This is a genomic window from Cellulomonas sp. T2.31MG-18, from assembly GCF_964266755.1.
In the GTDB taxonomy this organism is placed as follows: domain Bacteria; phylum Actinomycetota; class Actinomycetes; order Actinomycetales; family Cellulomonadaceae; genus Cellulomonas.
Window position 1 is genome coordinate 969,788 of record NZ_CAXWGW010000001.1, and the last position, 16,192, is coordinate 985,979.

The window sequence follows — 16,192 nt, forward strand, 5'->3', positions numbered from 1 at the left end:
CATCGCAGTGACGACGACGACGTTGGACGACCTGACGAAAGGCGATTGACGACATGGCAGAACGAACTGTCACCGTGGCGTCCCGGGTGGGGCTGCACGCCCGTCCCGCGATGCTCTTCACGCAGGCGGTGGCCGCCGGCGGCACCCCCGTCACCATCGCCACCGAGGGCGGGCTGCCGGTGGACGCGTCGAGCATCCTGCTGGTGATGTCGCTCGGCGTGCCGTGCGGTGCCCAGGTGACCCTGGCAGCCGAGGGACCGAAGGCGGACGAGGTGCTCGACGGCCTCGTCGACCTGCTCTCCCGCGACCTGGACGCACCCGAGGCGACGTCGTGACCGCGGCGGTGGGGGCCGCGTCCGGTGCCGTGCTGCACGGCGTCGGCGTCGGCCGTCGGACCGCCGTCGGCCCCGTCGTGCAGGTGCGCCCGGCACCGGCCCCCGCCGCCGACGCGCCGCTGCTGGTGGACGGTGCACCGGCCGGCCCGGAGCAGGTGCGCGCCGCGGTGGGGCAGGCGTTCACGGACGTCGCGGACGCCCTGCAGGCCCAGTCCGACCGCTCGTCCGGCACCGTCAAGGAGGTGCTGGCCGCCACCGCGCAGATGGCGGCCGACCCGGCGCTGCGCACCGGCGTGCTCGCCCGGCTCGACGCCGGCGAGCCGCCGGTCGCGGCGATCGACGCCGTGGTGGACAAGTTCGCCGCGATGTTCGAGCAGGCGGGCGGGTACCTCGCCGAGCGCGTCACCGACCTGCGGTCGGTGCGTGACCGGGTGGTGGCCCGCGCGATGGGGCTGCCGGCACCCGGTGTCCCCGAGCTGACCAGGCCGTCCGTGGTGGTCGCCCGCGACCTCGCACCGGCGGACACGGCGGCGCTCGACCTGGCGAACGTGCTGGCGATCGTCACCGAGCTGGGCGGCCCGACCGGCCACACCGCGATCATCGCGGGCCAGCTGGGCCTGCCGTGCCTGGTCCGGGTCACCGGTGCGACCGAGCTGCCCGAGGGCGTCGAGGTCGCCGTCGACTCGGCGACGTCCACCGTGACGGTCGACCCGGACGACGAGCTGCGGGCGGCGCTGGCGCGCCGGGCGGCGACCGAGCGCGTGTTCGAGGAGGACACCGCACCGGGCGCCACGGCCGACGGTCACCCCGTGCAGCTGCTCGCCAACATCGGCACGGCCGAGGACGCCCAGCGCGTGGCCCCGCAGCCGGTGCAGGGCGTCGGCCTGTTCCGCACCGAGGTGCTGTTCCTCGAGCGGTCCACGGCGCCGACCCGCAAGGAGCAGGCGGAGACCTACGCCGTCGTCCTGCGGGCGCTCGGCGAGCGCAAGGTGGTGGTCCGCACGCTCGACGCCGGTGCGGACAAGCCGCTGACCTTCGCCACGCAGCCCGACGAGGAGAACCCGGCGCTCGGCGTGCGGGGATACCGCCAGGTGCGCACGCACCCGGAGCTGCTCGACACCCAGCTGGCGGCGCTCGCCGATGCCCAGCGGGAGACGGGCACCACCCCCTGGGTGATGGCGCCGATGATCGCCACGGTGGACGAGGCCCGGGAGTTCGCGGCACGGGCGCGTGCCGCGGGGGTCGCGACGGTCGGCGTGATGGTGGAGGTGCCCTCGGCCGCGCTGCGGGCCGAGCAGCTGCTCGCGGAGGTGGACTTCGTCTCCCTCGGCACCAACGACCTCGCGCAGTACACGATGGCCACCGACCGGCTGCGCGGTGAGCTGGCCGACCTGCTCGACCCGTGGCAGCCGGCCGTGCTCGACCTGGTCGCCACCACGGCTCGGGCCGGGGTGACGCTCGGCAAGCCGGTCGGGGTGTGCGGCGAGTCGGCGGCCGACCCGTTGATGGCGCTGGTCCTGGTGGGTCTTGGCGTCACGAGCCTGTCGATGTCGGCAGGTGCCGTGCCGGCCGTGCGGTACGCCGTGCGGCACCACACGCTGGAGCGGTGCCGCGAGATGGCGGCGGCGGCGCTCGCGGCGCGGTCGGCCGAGGAGGGCCGGGCGGCCGTGGTCGGGCTGCTGGTCGACGAGGTGCGCGCGACGCTGGGCTGAGCGCACGACGGGGTGGGGCGGGCGCCGACGGCGACCGCCCCACCTGCGTTCCGCACCCGAGTGCGTCCGGCTGCGCCCGACGGCGCCGGCTCCACCGACTCTGCCCGCATGGGCTCCGACAGGCGGCGGACGTACGCTGACGCGATGGCGCACGAAGCAGGGCAGCCGGACCCGGCACACGCCCAGCTGCACGACCCGGAGACGGACCCGCTCGCCACCTACGTGCTCGAGCCGGACGACCTGCGCACGCTGCTGGCCAGGGTGGTCGCCGGCCCCGGCCACGCCGTCCACGTCGCGCACGCGCCGTTCACCGGCGCACCGATCGCCGCCGTCCCGCTGTCCCGGCCGGAGGACGTGGTGCACGCCGTCCGGACCGCCCGTGCCGCCCAGCGGCTGTGGTCCGCCGCCCCGCTCCGGGAGCGCACGGCGGTGCTGCTGCGGCTGCACGACCTGCTGCTCGAACGGCAGAGCGACGTGCTCGACCTGATCCAGGTGGAGACGGGCAAGGCGCGGACCCACGCCTTCGAGGAGGTCGCGGACGTCGCCAACGTGGCGCGGCACTACGCCGTCCGCGCCCGCTCGTACCTGGCCACCCGGCACGCCGCCGGGCTGCTGCCCGGGCTGACGTCCACCCGGGTGGTGCGGCACCCGATCGGGGTGGTCGGCGTGGTGGCGCCCTGGAACGTGCCGCTGACCATGGCCCTGGGCGATGCGCTGCCGGCCCTGGTCGCGGGCAACGCCGTGGTGCTGCGCCCCGACCCGCAGACGACGCTGACGGCGCTGTGGGCCGCGGAGCTGCTGGAGGACGCGGGCCTGCCGGTCGGCGTGCTGCAGGTGGTCACCGGCGGGCCGGACATCGGCTCGGCGGTGGTCGACGCGGCCGATGCCGTCGTCTTCACCGGCTCCACCGGCGCCGGTCGCACGGTCGCCGCGCAGGCCGGGCGGCGCCTGGTGCCTGCGACGCTCGAGCTCGGCGGCAAGAACGCCCTCTACGTCGCCGAGGACGTGCACGTGGACGTCACGGCCGCCGGGGTGGTGCGCGCCGCCTTCGCGGGCACGGGCCAGATCTGCGTGAGCGTCGAGCGCGTGTACGTGCACCGCGCCGTGTGGGACGAGCTCGTGCCGGCGTTCGTCGCCCGGACGCGTGCGCTGCGGCTGGGTGCGGGGCTGGACTACCGGTCGGACGTCGGGTCGCTGACGTCGGCGAGCCAGCTCGCGCGGGTGGTCGAGCACGTCGAGGACGCCGTCGGCCAGGGTGCACGGGTGCTGACCGGCGGGCACGAGCGACCGGACCTCGGCCCCTACTTCTACGAGCCGACGGTGCTGACCGACGTCCCGGCCACGGCCCTGCTGTGCCGCGAGGAGACCTTCGGTCCGGTGGTGGCGCTCAGCCCGGTGTCGTCGGACGACGAAGCGGTCGCCGCGATGAACGACAGCGAGTACGGCCTGAACGCGAGCATCTGGACGGCGTCGGCGCGACGCGGGGCCGCGCTCGCTCGGCGCGTGCGGGCCGGGTCGGTGAACGTCAACGAGGGGTACGTCGCCAGCTGGGCGTCGATGGGGGCGCCGCAGTCCGGCTGGGGACCGTCCGGCCTCGGCGGGCGGCACGGCCCGGAGGGGCTGTGGCTGCACACGCGGCAGCAGACCATCGCCGTGCAGCGGGGGACGCACGGCGTGCTGGGTCCGTGGGGCGGCCCGACGCTGGGGCTCGAGCGGCTGTTCGGGCTGGGGCACGAGCTCTGGCCGGTCGTCTACACCCAGGCGCTGCGGGCCATGCGGACGGTGCGGCTGCCGTGAGCGCCGCCTGACGCAGCGGTGCCCCGGTCCGACGAGCGGACCGGGGCACCCGTGGGTCGCGGGCCTCAGCGGGCCTCGACCACCGCCAGCGACTGGCGGGCGATGGCGAGCTCCTCGTTGGTGGGGATCACCAGCACGGTGACGGGCGAGCCCTCCGCCGAGATGACCTTCGGGCCACCGCGGCCGGCGTTGCGCTCCGGGTCGAGCACGATGCCGAGCGGCTCGAGCCCCTCGCACACCCGCGCGCGCACCACGTCGTCGTTCTCACCGACGCCGGCGGTGAACGTCAGCACGTCGAGCCGGCCGAGGATCGCGTAGTAGGCGCCGACGTACTTCTTCAGCCGGTGCACGTACACGTCCAGGGCGAGCGCCGCATCGGCGTTCCCGGCCGCGATCAGCTCGTGCAGCGCGCGGAAGTCGTTCTCGCCGGACAGGCCCTTGATCCCCGAGCGCCGGTTGAGCAGGTCGTCGATGTCGTCGATCGACATGCCGGCGTTCCGGTACAGGTGGAAGACGACGGCCGGGTCGATGTCGCCGGACCGCGTGCCCATCACCAGGCCCTCGAGCGGCGTCAGCCCCATCGAGGTGTCCACCGCGTGCCCACCCTTGACGGCCGACGCCGAGGCGCCGTTGCCCAGGTGCAGCACGATCTGGTTCAGCTCGCCGACCGGGCGGTCGAGGTACCGGGCCACCTCCTGCGAGACGTACTGGTGCGACGTGCCGTGGGCGCCGTAGCGGCGCACCTGGTGCGCGGCGGCGACCTTCTTGTCGATCGCGTACGTGGCGGCCTCGGCCGGCAGCTTCTCGAAGAACGCCGTGTCGAACACCGCGACCTGCGGCTCGTCCGGCAGCAGCTGCCGGGCGACCTTGATCCCGGTGATGTGGGCCGGGTTGTGCAGCGGCGCCAGCGGGGACAGGGCGTCGATCTTCTCCACCACGTCGTCGTCGATCAGGGCCGGCGCGTCGAACACCGAGCCGCCCTGCACCACGCGGTGGCCGACGGCCACGACGTTCGACGTGTGGATCGAGGGGCCGACCTCCTCGAACAGGTCGAGGACGATGCGCATGCCGACCGCGTGGTCCGGCACGGGCAGCTCGCGCTTGACCGTCTGGTCGCCGTAGGTGTGCTTGACGTTGCCGGAGCTCTCGCCGATCCGCTCGACGAGGCCCGAGGCGATCGCCGTGCCGGCGTCGGGGTCGACCAGCTGGTACTTGATCGACGACGAGCCGGAGTTGACCACCAGGACTGTGCGGGTGCTCATCGGGTTGCTGCCTCCACGGGGTCGGCTGCCGCGGGCAGCTCGGTGCGGGTGGTGGCCCCGGCGAGCGCCTGGGCCTGGATCGCGGTGATCGCGACGGTGTTGACGATGTCCTGGACCAGGGCGCCGCGGGACAGGTCGTTGACCGGGGCGCGCAGACCCTGCAGCACCGGGCCGATGGCCACGGCGCCGGCGGACCGCTGCACGGCCTTGTAGGTGTTGTTGCCGGTGTTCAGGTCGGGGAAGACGAACACGGTCGCCCGCCCGGCCACCGCCGAGTCCGGCAGCTTCGTCTTGGCCACCGAGGCGTCCACGGCGGCGTCGTACTGGATGGGGCCCTCCACCGACAGGTCGGGGCGGCGCTCGCGGACCAGCGCCGTGGCGGTGCGGACCTTGTCCACGTCCGCCCCGGTGCCGGACTCGCCGGTCGAGTAGGACAGCATCGCGATGCGCGGCTCGATGCCGAACTGCTCGGCGGTCGCCGCCGAGGAGATCGCGATGTCCGCCAGCTGCTCGGCGGTCGGGTCCGGGATCACCGCGCAGTCGGCGTACACCAGCACGCGGTCCTCGAGGCACATCAGGAAGCAGCTGGACACGTTGCTGACGCCCGGGGCCGTCTTGATGATCTCGAACGACGGCTTGATGGTGTGCGCCGTCGTGTGGATCGCACCGGACACCATGCCGTCGGCCAGGCCGAGCTTGACCATCATCGTGCCGAAGTAGGACACCGAGGAGACGATCTCTCGCGCGCGCTCCACCGTCATGCCCTTGTGCTTGCGCAGCTCGGTGTACTCCGCGGCGAACCGCTCGAGCAGCTCGCCGTCCTTCGGGTCGATCACCTGGGCCGCGTCCAGCACCAGGCCCAGCTCGGTGGCCCGGGTCCGGATCGACTGCTCGTCGCCGAGGATCGTCAGGTCCGCGACACCGCGCTGGAGCAAGGTCGAGGCGGCGCGCAGGATGCGGTCGTCGCCACCCTCGGGCAGCACGATGTGCTTGCGGTCGTTGCGGGCCCGGTCCAGCAGCTCGTACTCGAACATCAGCGGGGTGACCACGGCGACGCGCGGGACGTCAAGAGCCCCGAGCAGGGCCGTGCCGTCGACGTGCTGCTCGAACAGCGCGAGCGCGGAGTCGACCTTCCGCTGCGAGTCGCGGCTGAGCCGCCCACGGGTCGCCGCCGCCGCGGAGGCGGACCGGAACGTGCCGAGGTCGGTGCTGATGATCGGCAGCCGGGAGTTCAGGCCGTCCAGCAGCCGGGAGATCACGGGCGCGGGCGTCAGCCCGCCGGTCAGCACGATGCCCGCCAGGTTGGGGAACCCGTCGGCCTGGTGCGCCAGCTGGAGGCCCAGCAGCACGTCGTGCCGGTCGCCGGAGGTGATCACCACGGCACCCGGCTGCAGCCGGTCGAGCAGGTGCTCCACGCTCATCGCGCCGACCAGCAGGTCCAGCACCTCGCGGGACAGCAGCTCCTCGTCGCCGCGGATCAGCGAGCCGCCCACCGCGTCGACCAGCTCGCGCAGGGTCGGGGCCGTCAGCATCGGGTCGTCCGGGATGGCCCAGATCGGCAGCTCGTCCTTGAACTCTGCCCGCACCCCGTCCACGCACGTGGCCGCGCACCGGTTGGCCACCACCGCGACCACCTGGGCGTGGTTCGCCTTCATCTCGGCGATCGCGACCTCCGCGATCTGGTGGATCGCGTCCGGTGCCCGGTTCTTGCCGCTGACCACCAGCACCGCCGGCGCGCCGAGGTTCGCGGCGATGCGGGCGTTGTACGCCAGCTCGGTCGGTCCGGCGACGTCCGTGTAGTCCGTGCCGACGACGACGATCGCGTCGCAGCGGCGCTCCACGTCGTGGTACCGCTGCACGATCTTCGCCAGCGAGCCCTCGGCGTCGTCGAGCACCTGCTCGTACGTGACGCCGATCGCGTCGTCGTACGTCATGTCGATGCCGTCGTGCGCGAGCAGCAGCTCGAGCACGTAGTCCCGCTCCTCGGTGGACCGGGCGACCGGACGGAACACGCCCACCCGCTGCACGGTTCGCGTGAGCAGGTCGACGAGGCCGAGAGCCACCGTGGACTTTCCGGTGTCACCCTCGGGTGAGGCGATGTAGATGCTGCGGGCCACGGTGGGCGTCTCCTGTTTCTTGCGGTTCGTCATGCGACGAGGGGGCCGGAGCGGTCACCCGCTCCGGCCCCCTCACCGACTACTCGTTGTCGCCACCCGTGGACAAGGTCGCGGCGACCTCACCCTCGGCGGCGGCGTCGCCGGCATCCGGCCACACCCAGTCGCGCACCTCGGGGATGTCCTCGCCGTGCTCCCGGGTGTACTGGCGGGCGCGCAGGCGGGCGTCGACCATGCGCTGGCGCAGGCCGGCCTGCGACGCGCGCAGCCAGTGCACCTGGTCGATCACGTCGATCACCAGGTGGTAACGGTCCAGGTCGTTCAGCATCACCATGTCGAAGGGCGTGGTGGTGGTGCCCTCCTCCTTGTACCCGCGCACGTGGATGTTGGCGTGCCCGTTGCGGCGGTACGTGAGGCGGTGGATCAGCCACGGGTAGCCGTGGTAGGCGAAGACGACCGGCCGGTCCGCCGTGAACAGCGTGTCGAAGTCCCGGTCGGACATGCCGTGCGGGTGCTCCCGCTCGTCCTGCAGCCGCATCAGGTCGACGACGTTGACCACGCGCACCTTCAGCACCGGCAGCTCTCGGCGCAGGATGTCCGCCGCGGCCAGCACCTCGAGCGTCGGCACGTCACCGGCGCAGGCCAGCACGACGTCCGGCTCCTCACCGGCGACCTCGGTACCGGCCCACTCCCAGATGCCGAGGCCCCGGGTGGTGTGCTCGATGGCCTCCTGCATCGTGAGGAAGTTGGGCGCGGGCTGCTTGCCGGACACCACCACGTTGACGTACTGCCGGCTCTTGAGGCAGTGGTCGTAGGTGGACAGGAGGGTGTTCGCGTCCGGCGGCAGGTAGACGCGGACGACCTCGGCCTTCTTGTTGACCACGTGGTCGATGAAGCCCGGGTCCTGGTGCGAGAAGCCGTTGTGGTCCTGCCTCCAGACGTGGCTGGACAGCAGGTAGTTCAGGCTGGCGATCGGCCGGCGCCACGGGATGTCGTTGGTGACCTTCAGCCACTTCGCGTGCTGGTTGAACATCGAGTCGACGATGTGGATGAACGCCTCGTACGAGGTGAACAGGCCGTGCCGCCCGGTCAGGAGGTAGCCCTCGAGCCAGCCCTGGCACTGGTGCTCGGACAGCATCTCCATCACACGACCCGCGCGGGCCATGTGCTCGTCGACGTCGGGGGAGATGTACTCGGCGTTCCACTGCTTGTCCGTCACGCCGAACACCGACTGCAGGCGGTTGGACGCCGTCTCGTCCGGGCCGAAGATCCGGAAGTTGTCGGGGTTCCGGCGGATCACCTCGGTGAGGTAGTCGCCGAGCACCCGGGGCGCCTCGGAGAACGAGCCGGCGGGGTGCGGCACGTCGACCGCGAAGTCACGGAAGTCGGGCAGCCGCAGGTCCTTGAGCAGCACGCCGCCGTTCGCGTTCGGGTTGGCGCTCATCCGCAGGTCGCCCTTCGGCGCCAGCGCGCGGATGTTCGCCTCGAGGCGGCCGGTCGCGTCGAACAGCTCCTCGGCGCGGTACGACTTCAGCCACTCCTCGAGCACCTGCAGGTGCTCCGGGGTGTCCCGGGCGCTCGCCAGGGGCACCTGGTGGGCCCGCCACGAGCCGGTGGTCTTCTTGCCGTCGATCTCCGCCGGGCCGGTCCAGCCCTTGGGGGTGCGGAAGACGATCATCGGCCACATCGGCCGGTCGGTGTAGCCGGCAGCGGCACGCTGCTTGATGTCGGCGATCTCGTCGAGCACCTCGTCGAGCAGGGTCGCGAACCGCCGGTGCACCTCCACCATCGGCTCGTCGGCGTCGTAGCCGCCGGTGAACACGTACGGGTGGTGGCCGTAGCCGACCATCAGGTCGTGCAGCTCGTCGTCGCTGATGCGGGCGAGCACCGTGGGGTTGGCGATCTTGTACCCGTTGAGGTGCAGGATCGGCAGCACGACGCCGTCCTGCGCCGGGTTGACGAACTTGTTCGAGTGCCAGCTGGTCGCCAGCGGGCCGGTCTCCGCCTCGCCGTCGCCGACGACCGCGGCGACCAGCAGATCGGGGTTGTCGAACGCCGCGCCGTACGCGTGGGAGAGCGCGTAGCCGAGCTCGCCGCCCTCGTGGATCGAGCCCGGCGTCTCCGGGGCGACGTGCGACGGGATGCCGCCCGGGAAGGAGAACTGGCGGAACAGCTTGCGCAGCCCGTCCTCGTCCTCGGTGATGTTCGTGTAGATCTCGGAGTACGTGCCGTCCAGGTAGGCGCTGGCGACGAGACCGGGGCCCCCGTGGCCCGGGCCGGTGACGTAGATCGTCGACTGCGAGCGCTCCGCGATGGCCCGGTTGAGGTGCGCGTACAGGAAGTTCAGGCCCGGCGTGGTGCCCCAGTGGCCCAGCAGGCGCGGCTTGACGTCGTCCCGGCTGAGCGGCTCGCGCAGCAGCGGGTTGTTCAGCAGGTAGATCTGGCCGACCGACAGGTAGTTGGCGGCACGCCACCACTGGTCGATGCGCTCGAGGGTCGATGCCTCGATCTGGGCGCCCGCCCCGCGGCGCCAGGCCGCAGGCTTCTCCGTCGTCGTGCTCATCGGTGTCTTCCCCTCGTCGACGGCCGGTCTAGGCCGGTCCCGGACCCTAGCCTTGCGTGAGCCGCGGCTCCGAATCCGGGACATCAGGCCCAGGGAGCGCTGTGACAAGGCTCATAACGCCATACAACCCCATGGCGACGGGCAGCGCACCGGTGCGGGCCGCATCGGTTCAGCAGGTACGGCCGAGCGCGCATCTGCCCTGGTCACGGTGCTGCTCCCGAGTGCCGAGGTACCGTGGCACGTGCCCATGAGCCCCCTGCCGAGCGCACCGCCCGGCCCGTCGTCGGACCGCGGTCCGGGACGTGCCGAGCAGGCTTCCGGGCACGCGTCTGCACCGGTCACAGAGCCGACTGGGACGCAGGTCCCAGACGCGGTGGGGACCGACGTCCCGGCACCGTCCGGAGGGGCGGCGCGCTGGTTCCGGGCTGCGGTGACGCCGCGGATGCTCGGGATGCTCGCGCTGCTGCTCCTGGCGGCGGCGGTGTGCGCCCGGCTCGGGGTCTGGCAGCTGGACCGTGCGCAGGTCCGCGGGGCCGCCGCCGAGCAGCGGCACCAGGCGGAGCTGACCACGGCGGCACCCGTCCCGCTCGACCAGGTGATCGCACCGCAGCAGCCGTTCACGGGCGGCATGGTGGGGCGGAAGGTGCAGGTCTCGGGCACCTACGACCCGGCGGGGCAGCTGCAGGTGACCGGACGGGTGGTCGGTGGCCGGCACGGGTCACTGGTGCTCACGCCGCTGCACGTCAGCACCCCGCAGGGCGCGGCCGTGCTCGCCGTCGTCCGGGGGTTCGTGCCCGACGGTGAGCCGCTGCCCGCGGCACCCGGCGGTGCCGTCTCCGTGGTGGGGTACCTGCAGGCGGGGGAGGCTCCCGGAGCGGGGGTGTCCGACGGGCGCACCGAGGCGATCAGCCCGGCGGAGCTCGTCGGGGTGTGGGGCGGACCCACGTGGACCGGGTACGTGGTGCTCGCCTCGTCCGACCCGGCGCAGGGCGACCCGCCGACGGTGCTGCCGCCGCCGACCAGGCGCGGCACCGGGCTGAACCTGCAGAACCTGTCCTACGCCGCGCAGTGGTGGATCTTCGCGGGGTTCGCGCTGCTGCTGTGGTGGCGCATGGTGCGGGACGAGGCGCGCGGCAACCCGTTCGACTAGGGACGCACCGTCAGGCCTCGTGCTGCCACGACCGCCAGAGCGCGGCGTAGTCGCCGCCCGCTGCGACCAGGTCGTCGTGGGCACCGATCTCGCTGACCATCCCGTCCTGCACCACGGCGACCCGGTCCGCGTCGTGCGCGGTGTGCAGGCGGTGCGCGATCGCCACGACCGTCCGCCCGGCGAGGACCGCCGACAGCGACCGCTCCAGGTGCCGTGCGGCCCTCGGGTCCAGCAGCGACGTGGCCTCGTCGAGCACCAGGGTGTGCGGGTCGAGCAGCACGAGCCGCGCCAGGGCGAGCTGCTGCGCCTGGGCCGGGGTCAGCGCGGCACCACCCGAGCCGACCGCGGTGCCGAGACCCTCGGGGAGGGCCTGGACCCAGTCCCACGCGTCGACCGCCCGCAGCGCGTGCTCCAGCGCGTGGTCGTCGGCGTGCTCGGCCGCCAGCCGGAGGTTGTCGGCGACCGAGCCGACGAAGACGTGGTGCTCCTGGGTGACCAGGGCGACGTGCCCGCGCAGCTCGCCGAGCGGGAGGTCGACCAGCGGGACACCGCCCACGGTCACCCGTCCGCCCGTGGGTGGGTGGATGCCGGCGAGCAGGCGTCCCAGCGTGGACTTGCCGGCGCCGGACGGTCCGACGACGGCCAGCCGCTCGCCCGGCACCAGGTCGAGGTCGATCCCGTGCAGCACGTCGTGCCCCTCGCGGTACGCGTACCGCAGGCCCTCGGCAGCGATCCGCTCGTCCGCGGGCTGCTCGCTGCCGGCGGTCCGGTCCGGCGCCACCAGCTGCACGCCGACGATGCGGGCCAGCGCCGTCATGGCGACCTGGATCTCGTCCACCCAGAAGATCAGCTCCCACACGGGCCCGGCCATCTGGTACCCGTACAGGACGATCGACGTGACGGCGCCGAGGCTGACCCGGCCGTCCGCGGCCAGCCATCCGCCCCACAGCAGCACGGCGGCGGGCGCGAGCACGAACGCGAGGTCGACGCCGGGGAAGAGCACCGTGCGCAGGTTCAGCGTGGCGCGCTCCGCACGGAAAGCCTCGTGCAGGTCGGAGCGGACGCGGCGGTGCCGGCGCGGGCCCAGGCTCAGGGCGTCGACCGTCCGGGCACCCTCCACCGACTCGGTGATGGTGCCGTTGAGCGTGGCGTAGGCCGCCGCCTCCCGGACGTAGGCCGGGGTCGCGCGGCGCAGGTACCAGCGCACCACGGTGACCATCCCGGGCACCCCGACGAACAGCGCGAGCGCCACCAGGGGCGACACGAGGACGCAGGCGACCACCGTGAGGGTGATCGACACGACCGCGACGATCACCCGCGGCACCCCGAACCGGACGGCGTGCTGCAGGCGGTTGACGTCGTTGGTGGTCCGGGCGACCAGGTCGCCGGTGCCCGCCCGTTCCACGGTGGACAGCGGAAGCGTGGTGACCGTCTCGACGAACTCCTCGCGCAGCTGGGCGAACACCTGCTCGCCGAACACGATCGAGGCGCGGGTGGCGTACCGGGTCAGGCCCGCCTGGGTCAGCACGGCGACCAGACCGACGGCGACCATCCGGTCGATGAACCCGCCCGTGGTGCCGTGGGTGATCCCGTCGACCACCCGCCCGAGCAGCCACGGTCCGGCGAGTCCGGCCGTGGCGGCCAAACCGTGCAGCACGGCGATGCGCGTCAGCGCGGAGCGGTGCGCGCGCAGCAGCCCGAGGGCGTACGCCCGCACCGTCGGCCCGTCGGCGATGGGGAGCCTCACGCCGCACCTCCCGTCCGCTCCGTACCGCCGGCGGCGGTGGTGCGTTCCTCGTCCAGCCGGCGGCCGACGATCCGTCCGTACCGGTCCGCGACGTCGGCACCCGCCGCACCCGCGAGCAGGTCGTCGTGCCGTCCGCGGGCGACCAGGCGGCCGTCCTCGACCAGCTGCACCTCGTCGACGTGCTCGAGCACCACGGGACTCGCGCTGACGACGAGGGTGGACCGGCCCCGCCTGGCGTCCGCCAGCCGTGCCGCGATCCGCGCCTCCGTGTGGGCGTCGACCGCCGAGGTCGGCTCGACGAGCACCAGGAACTCGGGGTCGGTGAGCAGCGCTCGTGCCAGGGCGACCCGCTGCCGTTGCCCCCCGGACAGCGACCGGCCGCGCTCCGTCAGCTCGCCGTCCAGCCCGCCGGGCAGCGACTCCAGCACGTCGTGGGCGTCGGCGAGCGTCAGCGCGTGGCTCACGTGAGTCCGGTCGGCGACCCCCCGGACGTCCAGCTCGTCGACCAGCGGTCCGGAGAACAGGTGGGGCGTCGCCTCGGCGACGACGATCCGGCGGCGCACCTCCTCCTTGGGCAGGTCGGCCAGTGCGACACCGCCGAGCAGCACCGGTGTCGTGGCCTCCGCCTCGTCGTCGAACCGGCCCATCCGCGTCGCGATCGCCGCGGACTCGTCCGGGTCCGCGCTGACCAGGCCGACCACCTGGCCGGTGTCCACCCGCACGCCGCTCGTCTCGTCCACCAGAGCCACGCCCGGCGCCGGGGCGGCCGCGCTCGCAGGCCGGGCGCCGGAGGCCGGCACCACGCGGAGCACCGCGACCACCTTGGCGGCACCGACGTGCGCCCGGGTCGCGGCCTGCAGCATCATCGTCGCGTTCTGCACCGGCCAGGCGAGGAAGGCCGCGAACCCGTAGGTCGACACCAGCTGGCCGGGCGTGACCGTGCCCGTCAGCGCCAGGTGCGCGCCGAGCCACACCAGCGCCACCACGAACGCTCCGGGGAGCAGCACCTGCAGCCCGTCGAGCCAGGACTGCGTCCCGGCGACGTCCACACCGGCGGCGCGGACCTTCTGGGACTGCTCGCGGTACCGCGCGGTGAACACGTGCTCGCCGCCGATGCCCCGCAGGATGCGCAGACCGGACACCGTGTCGGCACCCAGCGTGGTCAGCCGGCCGGACGCCTCGCGCTGCGCGGCCTGCTTGCGCTGCAGGGGCTTGACGAGCAGCCCGAGCACCGCGGCGACGGTCGGCAGCCCCAGGACCACCACCAGGCCGAGCGGGACGGACACCCGCAGCATCAGCACCGCCACGACCGCGTACGCCACCAGGCTCCCGACGAACCGCCCGGCGTTCGCGTACATCTCACCGATCCGCAGCGAGTCGTTCGCCACCGCGGAGACCACCTCGCCGGTGGGCAGCTCGGCCGTGATCGCGTGGCCGGAGCGCGCCGCGGTGCGTCCGACGAGCTCGGAGGAGGTGAACGCCGCACGCATCCAGCACGTCACGTCGAACCGGTGGCCGATCGCGCTGGCCGCCGCGCTGACCAGGCCGAGCGCGACCAGGCCCGTCACCGCGCGGAACAGGTCCCGCCCGAACCCGTGCGTCAGCCCGCCGTCCACCGCTCGCCCGGTCAGCCAGGGCAGCACCGCCTGGCAGGCGAACGTCAGGATGCCGAGCAGCACGGCGGCGGTCAGGGGACCCGCCTGCTTGCGCGCCAACCAGCCCAGCAGCGGCCAGGGGCCGCTGGTCGGCGGGGTGCCGGGATCGGCGAGGGGCAGCGAGCGCACGGGCGTCCACGTTACGGACAGGTACCGACACGGCTCACGGTGTTTTCGCTCGTCCGGACGGTGGCGGCGGGGCGTGGGAACCGGGCTGGCCGACCTGGCGGCGCTCACCGGGCCGGGACGCCCGCGACGCGCACCTATCCTGGTCGCGTGACGCAGCCCCCGGCCTCCGCGCAGCGCCCGGTCCTCGTCGTCGACTTCGGTGCCCAGTACGCCCAGCTCATCGCGCGTCGCGTCCGTGAGGCGCACGTGTACTCCGAGATCGTGCCGCACACGGCGTCGGTCGAGGCGATGCTGGCCAAGCACCCTGCGGCGATCATCCTGTCCGGCGGTCCCGCCTCGGTGTACGAGCCGGGCGCCCCGTCCGTCGACCCCGCGCTGTTCGAGGCCGGTGTGCCCGTGCTGGGCATCTGCTACGGCTTCCAGGCGATGGCCCACGCCCTCGGCGGGACGGTCGACGCGGGCGCGACGGGCGAGTACGGCCAGACGCGGGCCGACGTGTCCGACGACGGCGTGCTGCTGGACGGCTCGCCCGACGAGCAGCGGGTGTGGATGAGCCACGGCGTCGCGGTGCAGTCCCCGCCAGCCGGGTTCCGCGTGCTGGCCAGCACCGCCGCCGCACCTGTCGCGGCGTTCGAGGACACCGACCGTCGGCTGTTCGGCGTGCAGTGGCACCCCGAGGTGCACCACACGCCGCTCGGCCAGTCGACGCTGGAGAACTTCCTGTACCGCGGTGCCGGCCTGGCCGCCGACTGGAACCCCGAGAACGTGGTCACCGAGCAGGTCGCCGCGATCCGCGCCCAGGTGGGCGACGCGCGCGTGATCTGCGGGCTGTCCGGCGGCGTGGACTCCTCGGTGGCCGCGGCGCTGGTGCAGAAGGCCGTCGGTGACCAGCTGACCTGCGTGTTCGTCGACCACGGGCTGCTCCGCTCCGGCGAGGCCGAGCAGGTGGAGAAGGACTTCGTCGCCGCCACGGGCGTGCGGCTCGAGGTCGTCGACGCGCGCGAGCGGTTCCTGACGGCGCTCGCGGGGGTGTCCGACCCGGAGACCAAGCGCAAGATCATCGGCCGCGAGTTCATCCGCGTGTTCGAGGACGCCGCCCGCGAGGTGGTCGAGGAGGCCGGCGAGTCCGGCGAGCAGGTCCGGTTCCTCGTCCAGGGCACGCTCTACCCCGACGTCGTCGAGTCCGGCGGCGGCGAGGGTGCCGCGAACATCAAGAGCCACCACAACGTCGGCGGCCTGCCGGACGACCTGCAGTTCGAGCTGGTCGAGCCGCTGCGCACGCTGTTCAAGGACGAGGTGCGGGCCGTCGGCCTGGAGCTGGGCGTGCCGGAGGCGATCGTCTGGCGCCAGCCCTTCCCGGGCCCCGGCCTCGGCATCCGCATCGTCGGCGAGGTCACGGCCGAGCGCCTCGACGTGCTCCGTGCCGCCGACGCGATCGCCCGTGAGGAGCTCACGCGCGCGGGCCTCGACCGCGACATCTGGCAGTGCCCCGTGGTGCTGCTGGCCGACGTCCGCTCGGTCGGCGTGCAGGGCGACGAGCGCACGTACGGTCACCCGATCGTGCTGCGACCGGTGTCCAGCGAGGACGCGATGACGGCCGACTGGACGCGGCTGCCCTACGAGGTGCTCGCGACGATCTCCACCCGGATCACCAACGAGGTCCCGGAGGTCAACCGCGTGGTGCTGGACGTGACGAGCAAGCCGCCGGGCACGATCGAGTGGGAGTGA

Annotated in this window: 10 protein-coding genes; 5 read left to right on the plus strand and 5 right to left on the minus strand. The window is 73.4% G+C overall.

Going from position 1 to position 16,192, the window contains the following annotated elements; all coding sequences use genetic code 11:
- The first annotated feature begins 53 nt into the window (after positions 1–53).
- The 3 genes from ACFQTY_RS04565 to ACFQTY_RS04575 all read left to right on the plus strand — a co-directional run bounded on the left by ACFQTY_RS04565 (position 54) and on the right by ACFQTY_RS04575 (position 3,844).
- Positions 54–335, plus strand: coding sequence for an HPr family phosphocarrier protein (locus ACFQTY_RS04565; RefSeq protein WP_263729620.1), 282 nt, complete (start codon positions 54–56; stop codon positions 333–335).
- Positions 332–2,047: a phosphoenolpyruvate--protein phosphotransferase gene (gene ptsP, locus ACFQTY_RS04570; protein WP_378097814.1), complete on the plus strand. Its 1,716-nt coding sequence runs from the start codon at positions 332–334 to the stop codon at positions 2,045–2,047. Before ACFQTY_RS04565 ends, ptsP begins: the two co-directional genes overlap by 4 nt.
- Positions 2,048–2,191: 144 nt before the next feature.
- Positions 2,192–3,844, plus strand: coding sequence for a succinic semialdehyde dehydrogenase (locus tag ACFQTY_RS04575; RefSeq protein ID WP_378097817.1), 1,653 nt, complete (start codon positions 2,192–2,194; stop codon positions 3,842–3,844).
- A gap of 65 nt (positions 3,845–3,909) precedes the next feature.
- On the opposite strand, the gene ACFQTY_RS04580 is transcribed toward ACFQTY_RS04575, so the two are convergent.
- Genes ACFQTY_RS04580 through ACFQTY_RS04590 form a run of 3 tightly spaced genes read right to left on the minus strand, consistent with a single transcriptional unit; the run spans position 3,910 to position 9,783 of the window.
- Positions 3,910–5,106 carry an acetate/propionate family kinase gene (locus ACFQTY_RS04580; protein WP_291757821.1) on the minus strand — a complete coding sequence of 399 codons (1,197 nt, stop codon included), beginning with the start codon at positions 5,104–5,106 and terminating at the stop codon, positions 3,910–3,912.
- Positions 5,103–7,256, minus strand: a complete 2,154-nt coding sequence (gene pta / locus ACFQTY_RS04585; protein ID WP_378097820.1) for a phosphate acetyltransferase — start codon at positions 7,254–7,256, stop codon at positions 5,103–5,105. The genes ACFQTY_RS04580 and pta overlap by 4 nt, the downstream gene beginning before the upstream one ends.
- Before the next feature lie 46 nt (positions 7,257–7,302).
- Entirely contained in the window at positions 7,303–9,783 is a 2,481-nt protein-coding gene (locus tag ACFQTY_RS04590; protein WP_378097823.1) for a phosphoketolase, read from the minus strand.
- 373 nt (positions 9,784–10,156) lie between these two features.
- Between ACFQTY_RS04590 and ACFQTY_RS04595 the strand changes: the two genes are divergently transcribed.
- Entirely contained in the window at positions 10,157–10,933 is a 777-nt protein-coding gene (locus tag ACFQTY_RS04595; protein ID WP_378097826.1) for an SURF1 family protein, read from the plus strand.
- A gap of 10 nt (positions 10,934–10,943) precedes the next feature.
- Here ACFQTY_RS04595 and ACFQTY_RS04600 read toward each other — a convergent pair whose 3' ends face one another.
- Both ACFQTY_RS04600 and ACFQTY_RS04605 read right to left on the minus strand, forming a co-directional pair.
- Complete coding sequence (locus ACFQTY_RS04600; protein ID WP_378097829.1) at positions 10,944–12,680, minus strand: ABC transporter ATP-binding protein; 1,737 nt, start codon at positions 12,678–12,680, stop codon at positions 10,944–10,946.
- Positions 12,677–14,464: an ABC transporter ATP-binding protein gene (locus ACFQTY_RS04605; RefSeq protein WP_378097832.1), complete on the minus strand. Its 1,788-nt coding sequence runs from the start codon at positions 14,462–14,464 to the stop codon at positions 12,677–12,679. The genes ACFQTY_RS04600 and ACFQTY_RS04605 overlap by 4 nt, the downstream gene beginning before the upstream one ends.
- 147 nt (positions 14,465–14,611) lie before the next feature.
- On the opposite strand from ACFQTY_RS04605, the gene guaA reads away from it, so the two are divergent.
- A complete protein-coding gene (guaA, locus tag ACFQTY_RS04610) occupies positions 14,612–16,192 on the plus strand; it encodes a glutamine-hydrolyzing GMP synthase (RefSeq protein ID WP_378097835.1) in 1,581 nt (526 codons plus the stop codon).